This is a genomic window from Rhodopseudomonas faecalis (assembly GCF_003217325.1).
Lineage (GTDB): Bacteria > Pseudomonadota > Alphaproteobacteria > Rhizobiales > Xanthobacteraceae > Rhodopseudomonas > Rhodopseudomonas faecalis.
The window spans coordinates 170511-180295 of record NZ_QJTI01000006.1 but is presented as its reverse complement, the minus strand read 5'-3'; the positions used below and the strand labels follow the sequence as shown (position 1 = coordinate 180295).

The window sequence follows — 9785 nt, the reverse complement described above, 5'->3', positions numbered from 1 at the left end:
CAACGGCCACCCGAACGGTCAGATCGACGACCTGCTGCCCTGGGCCTATCCCGCCACGCAAGACCTCAGGCACGTGGCCTGAGAACAGCGCTTACTGCTCTTGCGCACAATAAGTCCAAACAGGCGACGCGCTTCACACCACCATCATGGGACGTATGAGCCGTGATTGGCTGTCCTGGCGACTGCCCATCAATGTCTCGGCGCGGTGCGATCGCGAGCCTGGATAATGGCCTCGAGGACGCGGCGCAGACGGCGGATCGATCCGCCGCGCCAGGCAGCGGTAATTGCGGCGCGTTCATGGGCATTTAGCGGAGCAATCCAGCGTCCGTCGACGCCGCGGTCCGCGGCTATGGCTTCGATCAAACCTGGCAAAAGGACATCCAGATCGCCCAGGGTCGGCTTCGGGAACGCGACGATCCGGAAGCGGTCGAGCAGGGGCGAGGGCAATGGATCTAGCGTGTTCGCCGTGGCGACGTAGCTGACGTGGCTGAGATCGAGGGGAGTTTGCAGGGCTGGATCGGGATAGCGGGCGCTGGTTTCGGGCTCCAGCAGACCGAGCAGGCAGTCCCAAAGCCTTCCGTTGTCGCTGCGCGTGCCGGCTTTTTCGATCTCGTCAATTAGTACGATCGGGTTCGCAATCCGTCCGCGGGCAATCGCGAGCAGGGGATGGCAGGGCTCGGTGGAATTCCACCGACGCTCAGTGCCGGCGAATACGTTGCCATCGGATTGAGATGCGTCGGTCCGCCAGATGGCGACGCCGAGCTGTTCGCCTAGTCTGCGTGCGAAACGTGATTTTCCGCCGCCGGGCTCTCCGACCAGCAGTAGTGGCCGCAGCCGGACGGTGGGACGGCTGATCAAGTCGGTGAGCACGAAATCCACGACATCGACTGCATAGGGAAACTCGGCGATCAAGTTGGTGCGGACCCGGTCGAGAGCGGGCGTCTCGACAAGCGGCAGGGCGCTGTTGATTACATGTTTGAACGGCTCAACGAACTTCAGGTTCTTGAGCTCCTTCTGGTCGATCCGAACTACGATAACGCGATTGGGCGCGACGGCGTCGCTCTCTGGCTGGTCCGCAGCGGTGGCTTCAATCGAGGTGGTATCCTTTGGTGTGGCGGCCTGCGTTTGCCGTTCGACTTGACGCCGGACGCTCTGGGCGGTTCTTGCGACAGCTGCCCGGATCCGGTGACGCGCCGATTGCTCGCCCAGATGCGCGGCATTGGAAATAGCCGGCCACGAGCAAGCGCTGTCGTTTGCCCCGATTGCCGCCGGCAATGCCGCAAAGCCGTAGACGATTCGCTCGAGCTCGGCGCAGCGCTCCTCGGCGAGGTTCGCCTCGATCTGGCGGAAAGCCAGGATCATGGCCCGCGCCACGCGCCGATACACCCCGAAACGCTGTGGGGCGCAAGGCAACGTCAGAGTCAGCAGCCGAACGCAGTCACTGAGGTTGCGCAGTGCCGGTACGTCACGGACCACCGCCAGACGATCGAGTTTGGCGGCGAGGGCAAAGCCGGTCTCGGAACTTTGCGCGGCCGCCCAGTCGGCGTTCTGGGGTAGGTTCGGGCAAAGCTCATCGATCTCAGCGACCAGACGGTGCGCGACGGTGTCGTCGACGTTGTCCTTGGCCAGCAATGCGTAGCGCAGCAGCCTCGGCAGCCCTTGCAGGCGCTCATGGTCACTATCGGCTGAATCCGCCGCGGCACCGTCCACAATGGCGTCCGGATCGACGGCATCGGGAGACGACGGAACGTCACCGTCCTCATCGTTGCCGATCAATCGTACTCTCCCGGCCAGCCATCCAAATCGCGATCATCGAAGGTAAACAAGGATGATGTCGCGATGTGCTCCCGACCTTCAGGATCGGCAGGTCGCGCCAAACGATAGAACCGCGACAGAGTGCGGGCCCAGCGGCCCTCCGGATCGGCAAACCAGAGCTGCGAGGTGATGATCTTGCGCGATCCGAGCAGCGGATGGTGCGTCACTTGGCCGACGAGATGCAGGCCAAGGGGCGTCAGCAGAGGGACATAGAGATCCAGAGTTGGCGCCGTCCGCAATCTGGCTTCTACGAACGAGGTGTCGTGCTCAAGCAAGGCGCAATCCCTGGCCAATGAATTCAGGCGCTCAGAGAACTCGTGGGTGATCATTCCGGGGTCGAGAAACGGGAAGACGCTGGTCAGCATTGGGGGCTCGTGGGACTGTGAGGGAATACAGGGAATGGGCGCTGATGCGGGGCGACGGCGGCAAGGGCGCGCCTCAAGGCGGACAATGTGCCGTCCGTGGTCGCGCGAGACTTATCGCTGGGGTAGGACCAGCGGGACCGCGTCGGCCCGATTGGCCACTGCAGCTGCAAAGGCGCGGCAGCGCTCGATCAGTTGCGGATCCCGCCAGATAGGACGTCCAATCAGGAGCGAAGTCAGACGGGCTCCATCGAGAAATGGGACCTGAACCATGACTTCCGCCGGCTCACCCGGCATAAGATCGCGCTCTGGATCGCAATCGCGCAGCATTGCACCCAGCAATGCCACCTGACGGACACGCTCATCGTCCGGAGAAATGGTCGCCAGCAGCACTGGGACCGCGGTGTCGCTGCAACGCTGGATGTCGCGAATGTGGCTGAAGCCGCGCACGGCCCAATCGATTTCTGGCACCGATGCCCGCGCCGGCACCAGGATCACAGCGGCGTTGCGGATGGTCGCAGCATTGCAGGCACGTTCGTGGCAGCAGAGGTCTACCACGACGTCGCCGTCCGCGCCGATTTCAGCCGTCGCATGGTTCGTCAGGGCAATCATGAACCGTCCATCGGTATCGTGAATCGTCATCGCTAGCCCAGCAGCAAGATCAGCCGGCAGTTCATAGGGGGCCGGCAGCAATAACCTAGTGCAGGGCAATGGCAGGGTCGCTCCGACGGGGTCGATCGCCGAGACGGAGCCGGGGTAGTTCTGCCGCACCAGCAACGTTCGGCGACCGTGAAGATGGAGGCCGTAGGCCAGCAGCGCCGCCGTCAAGCTGCGGCCCGAGCCGCCGTTGAAGCCAGCAACGAGGTGAATTCGCAACGCCATCACTTCATTCTCAAGCGGCGTGACGATGAGGAGCGCTCGCGCACTTCATGACTGCGGCGGGGGCTGCTTCATACGCTGCGCGGAGCTTGGTCGTTGCACGCGAAAGGCGCGAGTAGACGCTGCCGGCGGCCAAGCCGAAACGCGCTCCGATGTCCTCGGGCGACAGGCCGTCGACCCTGGCAAGCCAGATGATATCCTGATCGACGGCCGACAGCGTGCTCAGCGCGGCCATCACGTCTTCGAGCTCGAGCGCGTGTTCCTGCGTGGCGGGGACAGGAAAGACGTTCATCTCCGCATCGTCGCCGCGGGTAGTGTCCGGAGGCGAGAGCACCAAATTGCGCCTGTTGGTTCGTCGACGCGCATTGGCAATGTGATTGCGCAGGATCGCAGTCAACCATCCCGACAAGCTTTCATCCTCGAAGCGATCGCCGTGCTGGAAGGCGCTGAGCAGCGTATCCTGAACAAAATCCTCCGGCGATCCGATGTCGGTCCGCTTGTTGATCAGAAATGCCGCGTGCCGGAGCAATGCGGGTCGCAGCGCGATGATGCGGTCGATGAATTCGTTCGCAAGCTTGTAGGACATCGGTTGATCCTCTCAGTGACGAGGCCAACCTGGCAGGATCCCTGTTCATGTCAAGGATCTTTTTCCTATTTTGTGGACATGGGTTCTGTCCTCCAGTTCGGGTCAACAATCTTGGCGCGTCTCCGGAATGCTCGGCCGCCTGCAAATAGGTGGTGCCGGCTGATAAGGCGTCGATCGGATTGTGAACGGCCAAGTAACAGCGTGACGAGGTTAGCTGCTTGCTTGGGTCTGCAGAGAGTTTTGGGCGATTCACATGTCAACGGCGTTTGACGATGTAATGGGGGGAATACATGCTCATTGAGATTGCCCAATGGGGTATGGCGTCAAGTGTCGTTTGAGCTGGAAGTCCCAGCCCTCGGCATAGCGCTCAATGAGCTGATCGAGCCGGTGCCGTGTGGCATCTCGATCGAAACCTTGTTCGACCAAGCCGGTCGTCACCGTTTCGCACCAATTGGCGAACGCGCGTTCCTGGCCATCCTTCAGCCCGTCACTAATCACCAGATATAACGCCAGGCGCGCAACATCGTCACGTGAGGGCTTGCGTGACGCCTTCTGCTGGCGTCGATAAGCTCTCTGATAGTCTGCCTGATGATTGAGACGTCTTCTATTTGAATTTCTCATCTTGGATTCCTCTCCGTCTGTCGTGCCAGTAGCGCTGCCGCCTCCACGGGCACACTTGCCTGCCTTTCCAGTCTGGCGCAGGGCGTTGCAAGTGACAAACTGCGCCGGTCGACTATCGTCTGCGGACGAGTGCAAGCTAGATGATCGAAACGCGGCGATCAGCGGTCGCCACCATGATGGAATTGAACACGACGAGCATTTTGACGGCGATCGCTCAATGGTCGTCGTCAAGCTCACCGGTCCGGCGATGTATCTCGAGACAGACCAACCGGAGCAGGTCTTGCAAGGAGCCCTTCATCGCGGCCGCAAATGTCGCGAACATCGGCACATGAATCGGAAATATCGAGATCTGCAACGCGAATCTTGAACATCGCAACGCCAATTTCGAGTTTTGAATCGGCAATCTGGAACTTTGAATCAAAAATGCGCAACTGCGTTCGCGTTGCTGCGGACTTCAAACGGTGTGCTTGCGACGGTTTTCAGGTTGTCGAAGACGCAAGTCGATGTGCGGCTGCGGCAGCAGTGCCGAGATGGCTGCAATGCCGGAGCTCCCTTCATTCGCGTTGCTCAAGGCTTTGAGCGCGGCGGTCGATAAACGCCGTTGAATCTGCAACGCTAACTCTGGCTCGTGAATCGAAAGCCTAGAATGTTGAATCGCCTTTCTTGAAGCTTGAATCGGAAATGTCGAGATCTGCAACGGGGATCTTGAGCGCCGCAACGGTAGTTTCGACTTTTGAATCGGCGATCTGGAACTTTGAATCAAGAATGCGCAACTGCTTTCACGTTGCCGGGGACAGCAAACGGCGTGCTTGCAACGGTTATCAGGTTGTCGAAGACGCAGTTGATGTGCAGCTGCGGAAGCTGTGCCGAGATGACTGTAATGCCGGTGCTCCCTTCATGCTTCCGGCTTTGAGCGCGGTGGTCGATCAACGTCGTTAAGATCTACAACGCTAAGTCTGGCCCTGAATCGGAAGCGTAGAAATTTGAATCGCGTACCTTGGGCTTTGAATCGGAAATCTCGAGATCTGAATCGGAATATCGCAACTGTTGTAGCATGCAGGCAACTACTCTTACGTTTTCCGTGCCGGTTCGGGGGCGCCAAAGTCCAGTCTAATTCAGATGTGCAACTGATCATCCTGACGGCGAGTGAACGCTTAGCCATCAAGGGATGGCCATCACCGGGTAGTTAGTATTGGTACCTCACATGGCGTTTGACGGTGTAACGCCGTTTTTGAGCCTTGAATCGGAAATCTTGAAGTTCGAATCGCGTCCATTGAACGTCGCAACCGAAGTTCTGAGATTCGAAACGTTTGTTTCGAAGTCTGAATCAGAATTGCGCAACTGCTTTCGAGTTGCTCACGACGTACAATCTGTAGGAGACGAGTTGTTAGAGCCGGTCACGGAAATCTGCACAGGGAGCTAAGTGGAGTTTCTGCCTGACAGCGGCGATAATCGCCGCGACCAGGAGAGACTATGACGAGACGACCGCGCCGGAACCACACACCGGCTTTCAAGGCCAAGGTGGCGTTGGCCGCCAATCAAGGGTGATCGGACGCTGGTTCAACTGGCGGAGCATTTCGATGTTCACCCGAACCAGATCACGACGTGGAAGGCGCAGCTTGAGGCGGCCGCCTCAGGGGTGTTCGGACCGGGGGGACGGCACCGGCCGTCGACGTCAAATCGCTGCATGTCAAGATCGGAGAACTGACGCTGGAGAATCATTTTTTAGAAGGCGCGCTCACCAAGGCGGGATTGCTGAGCGCAAAGCGGTGATCGACCGTGAGCACGAACTGTCGATCACAAAGCAGGCGGAGGTTTTGCAGATCAGCCGCGGCAGCGTCTATTACCTGCCGCGTCCAGTATCGACCGCCGATCTCGCCATCATGCGGCGCCTGGATCAACTGCATCTGGAGTTTCCATTCGCGGGGTCGCGGATGTTGCGCGGCCTGCTGGCTGCCGAGGGGTGCAAGATCGGCCGTCGGCATGTGAAGACGCTGATGCAGAAGATGGGGATCGAGGCGCTGTATCGGCGTCTGCGCACCACCAGAGGCCCGAGCCGGGCCACAAGATCTACCCGTATCTGCTGCGCGGCATGCAGATCACAAGGCCGAACCAGGTCTGGGCGATGGACATCACCTACATTCCGATGGCGCGTGGCTTCGTCTATCTCGCCGTGGTGCTGGACCGGGCCACCCGCCGGGTGCTGTCGTGGCGGCTGTCGATCACGATGGAGGGGGCGTTCTGCGTCGAGACGTTGCAGGACGCCCTGGCGCGTCACGGCAAGCCGGACATCTTCAACACCGACCAGGGCATCGCCATCAGCATGGACGGCAAGGGCGCCTGGCGGGACAACGTGTTCGTCGAGCGGCTGTGGCGCAGCGTCAAATACGAGGAGGTGTATCTGCGGGCCTACGACAGCGTCGGCGAAGCGCGACAATCGATCGGCCGGTATCTGGACTTTTACAATGGCAGAAGGCCACATTCGAGCCTTGACGGTCAGACGCCCGATCAGGCCTACTTCAATCCGCTGCCGATCCGCATGGCAGGCTAAACCGGCAGAGGCTCCACTTATCGACGCGGAAGATCTGTTCAGACAACCGGGACCACCTCAGTGATGGCGTTCTGGGGCAAGGCATCTCCGGCGGACGATTGCACCCCGCCAACCCACCCGTTGGTTTGGCACGCGCTCGACGTGGCGGCGGCATTCGAGGCACTGCTTGAGGCATGGCCAGGCACGGCCTGCGAACTGCTGGGCGCCTTCGAAGCGCCGCCGGACAACCGTTCGAACATCGCCCGCACGCTCGCCGCGCTGGTCGCGCTGCATGATATCGGCAAGTTCGCCTGGGCGTTCCAGGCGAAAGTCCCCGACCATCTTCCAGCGGAATTCGCGATCGAGGCGAAGCCGGGGCCGTACCGGCACGATCTCGGTGGCGCGCTGCTGTACGATGCGGATGGATCTTTTCGCGCCATGCTGGACGGGTTGTTCACGGATCCGATCGACGCCAGCGCAGTGCTCGATCCGATCTTCTTTCATCACGGGCGGCTGCGCGACACCGGTTGCGATTTGGTTGCGGCCTTCCGTCCGGAAGGCCGCGCCGCAGCCCGTGCGTTTATGGAGGTTGTGCCGGCGTTGTTCGGGGCCACGGCGCTGCCACGGCTGCGGCGCGGCGCCGAGCACGCTCTCTCCTGGCGGCTCGCCGGGCTGGTGGCGCTGGCGGACTGGCTCGGCTCGAACACCCGTTGGTTTGCTTACGCTGCACCTGATCGGCCGCTCGCCGCATATCTAGCCGAGATCGCCCGACCGGCGGCTCGCCGGGCAATCCTTGAGAGCGGCCTAGTAGCCGCAGAGCCTTCTTCCGCTGGCGGGTTCGCGGCGCTGACGGAATCGCCTTACCCGGCCACGGCGGCCCAGACTTGGGCCGAGACCGTCGACCTCGCCGAAGGTGCTGGCCTCTATGTCATCGAAGACGCGATGGGGTCCGGCAAGACCGAGGCCGCGCTGGTACTCGCTCATCGGCTGATGCGGGCCGGCCGCGGCGCTGGGGTGTTCGTGGCGCTGCCGACCATGGCCACGGCGAACGCGCTGTTTACTCGCCTGGAGGCGATGTACCAACGGCTGTTCGCCGGGCCGCTGACGCCGAGTCTGGCGCTCGCTCATTCGGCCGCGAGCCTGCATCCGGGTTTTCGCAGGGCTCTCGACATCGGAAGCCGCGAGGATCGCGGCTATGGGGGCGATCCGGTTGACGAGACCGCCAGCGCTCAGTGCGCGCGGTGGATCGCCGAAGATCGGCGACGCGCGTTCTTTGCCGACATCGGCGTCGGCACCGTCGACCAGGCGCTGATGGCGGTGCTGCCGGCCACTCACGCACTGATGCGCCAGCTCGGCTTGTCGCGCCGCATCCTGGTCATCGATGAGGCGCACGCCTACGACGCCTACATGCAGCAGGAGCTGGCGACCCTGATCGAGTTTCAGGCGGCGCTCGGCGGCTCGACCATCGTCCTGTCGGCGACCCTGCCGGGGTCGATCAAGTCGAAGCTCGCGGAACGCTTTGCTTTCGGTCTCGCAGGCACCGAGCGCGTGCCGCCACCGCCCCTTGTGCGCCGCGACTACCCGCTCGCCACAGTCGTCGGCGCTACCGTTAAGGAAACGCCCGTTGCGTTGCGTTCTGATCTTGCCCGCACCATCGCGGTGCGACGCATCGATGGCCCCGAGCCGGCGCTCGAGCGTGTCATCGAGCACGCCACGGCCGGCGCCGCGGTCGTTTACATCCGCAACACCGTGGACGACGCGATTGAGACGGTCGCAGCATTGCAGCGGCGCGGGATCGCCGCGCAACTGTTCCACGCCCGCTTCGCGCTCGGCGATCGTTTGGAAATCGAGCGGCAGGTGGTTGGCCGCTTCGGCCGCACCAGCACGCCGGCCGAGCGGCAGGGGCGGGTGCTAGTGGCGACGCAAGTGGTGGAGCAGTCGCTCGACATTGATTTCGACGCGATGCTCACTGATCTCGCGCCGATCGACCTGATGATCCAGCGGGCCGGGCGGCTTTGGCGGCATAACGGCCGGCCCAGGGTGGCCGAGGGGCCGGTTCTCGAGGTTGTCTCACCGGCGCCGGTCGACGATCCGTCGTCCGATTGGGTCGGGGCCATGTTTCCGAAAGCGCAGTGGGTCTATCGCGACCATGCACTGCTGTGGCTGTCGGCGCGCGGGCTGTTCGAGCGCGGCGCTTTGTCAGTGCCGGGCGATCTTCGGCCACTGGTCGACGGCGTCTACGGACCGGACGCCCAATCGCGGATTCCGAAGGGGCTGACGCCCTGCAGCCAGGAGGCGACCGGCAAGGCCGCCGCCGCCGCCGGACATGCACGACAGAACGTCCTGAGATTCCGAGACGGCTACCGGCGCGGCAGTGCTCATGTCTGGCAGGACGACCTCGACATCCCGACGCGGCTCACCGAGCCGACGACGACGTTCCGCTTGGCGCGCTGGGACGGACAGGCGCTGCGGCCCTGGATCGACGATCCTGACGAGCACCGCGCCTGGCGCCTGTCTGAACTTTCGATACGCACCACCCGCGTGGCCGGCCGGGCGCCGGGCTCTCCGGCCGAGGATGCGGCAACGAGGCTCGAAGCCATTTGGCGAGGCCGGCACGACAACGCGGTGGTTCTGCCGCTGGCGGAAGACTGCGGCGTGTCTCTGATCGACGGTCGGGGGCGGATCGTGACGGCGAGCTACGACCCTAGATCCGGGCTGGTGGTGCAACCATGATGGTTGTGCAAGCCGAACTAATCAACTGATTCAATGGGTTGATTTAAAGGAGAACGTCCGGCATAAGTTTACGTCCCTCCTTCGAGGGAATGATCCGATAGCGAAGCGCAGTTGGCGCCGAGTCATTGGTAGCTCCCCACTTGAGTGGGGATTAAGATAGCAAATCGTAGTTGCCCAGCTGTTGACTGGAGTGGTCGTTCCTAATACACATAGGGCGCGGGATCAGAGACGATCCCGCGCCCTAGCTGTATCTGCCAGC

The 9785-nt window shown here is 62.1% G+C and carries 8 protein-coding genes and 1 pseudogene; 2 read left to right on the top strand and 7 right to left on the bottom strand.

The annotated features are described in order from the left end of the window. Positions 1-189 precede the first annotated feature (189 nt). From BJ122_RS19215 to BJ122_RS18970, 7 genes are all read right to left on the bottom strand, one after another. Positions 190-1776, bottom strand: coding sequence for an AAA family ATPase (locus BJ122_RS19215; RefSeq protein WP_181418895.1), 1587 nt, complete (start codon positions 1774-1776; stop codon positions 190-192). Next, positions 1773-2180 (bottom strand): DUF6634 family protein, encoded by a 408-nt coding sequence (locus tag BJ122_RS07380; protein WP_110780450.1) that lies wholly within the window; start codon positions 2178-2180, stop codon positions 1773-1775. Before BJ122_RS07380 ends, BJ122_RS19215 begins: the two co-directional genes overlap by 4 nt. 111 nt (positions 2181-2291) lie before the next feature. After that, on the bottom strand, positions 2292-3059 hold the full coding sequence (locus BJ122_RS07375) for a P-loop NTPase family protein (protein ID WP_110780449.1): 768 nt from the start codon (positions 3057-3059) through the stop codon (positions 2292-2294). Between the two features lie 10 nt (positions 3060-3069). Continuing rightward, on the bottom strand, positions 3070-3642 hold the full coding sequence (locus BJ122_RS07370) for an RNA polymerase sigma factor (protein ID WP_110780448.1): 573 nt from the start codon (positions 3640-3642) through the stop codon (positions 3070-3072). A gap of 294 nt (positions 3643-3936) precedes the next feature. Next, positions 3937-4263 carry a hypothetical protein gene (locus BJ122_RS18975; protein ID WP_146227165.1) on the bottom strand — a complete coding sequence of 109 codons (327 nt, stop codon included), beginning with the start codon at positions 4261-4263 and terminating at the stop codon, positions 3937-3939. Between the two features lie 233 nt (positions 4264-4496). Next, on the bottom strand, positions 4497-4694 hold the full coding sequence (locus BJ122_RS19430) for a hypothetical protein (RefSeq protein ID WP_210205441.1): 198 nt from the start codon (positions 4692-4694) through the stop codon (positions 4497-4499). 23 nt (positions 4695-4717) lie between these two features. Beyond that, positions 4718-4960 (bottom strand): hypothetical protein, encoded by a 243-nt coding sequence (locus tag BJ122_RS18970; protein ID WP_146227164.1) that lies wholly within the window; start codon positions 4958-4960, stop codon positions 4718-4720. A gap of 776 nt (positions 4961-5736) precedes the next feature. Here BJ122_RS18970 and BJ122_RS07360 point away from each other — a divergent pair. Then, positions 5737-6814, top strand: a pseudogene (locus BJ122_RS07360) (IS3 family transposase). A 63-nt stretch (positions 6815-6877) separates the two neighbouring features. Continuing rightward, positions 6878-9526, top strand: coding sequence for a CRISPR-associated helicase Cas3' (gene cas3 / locus BJ122_RS07355; RefSeq protein WP_110780446.1), 2649 nt, complete (start codon positions 6878-6880; stop codon positions 9524-9526). Positions 9527-9785: the final 259 nt, after the last annotated feature.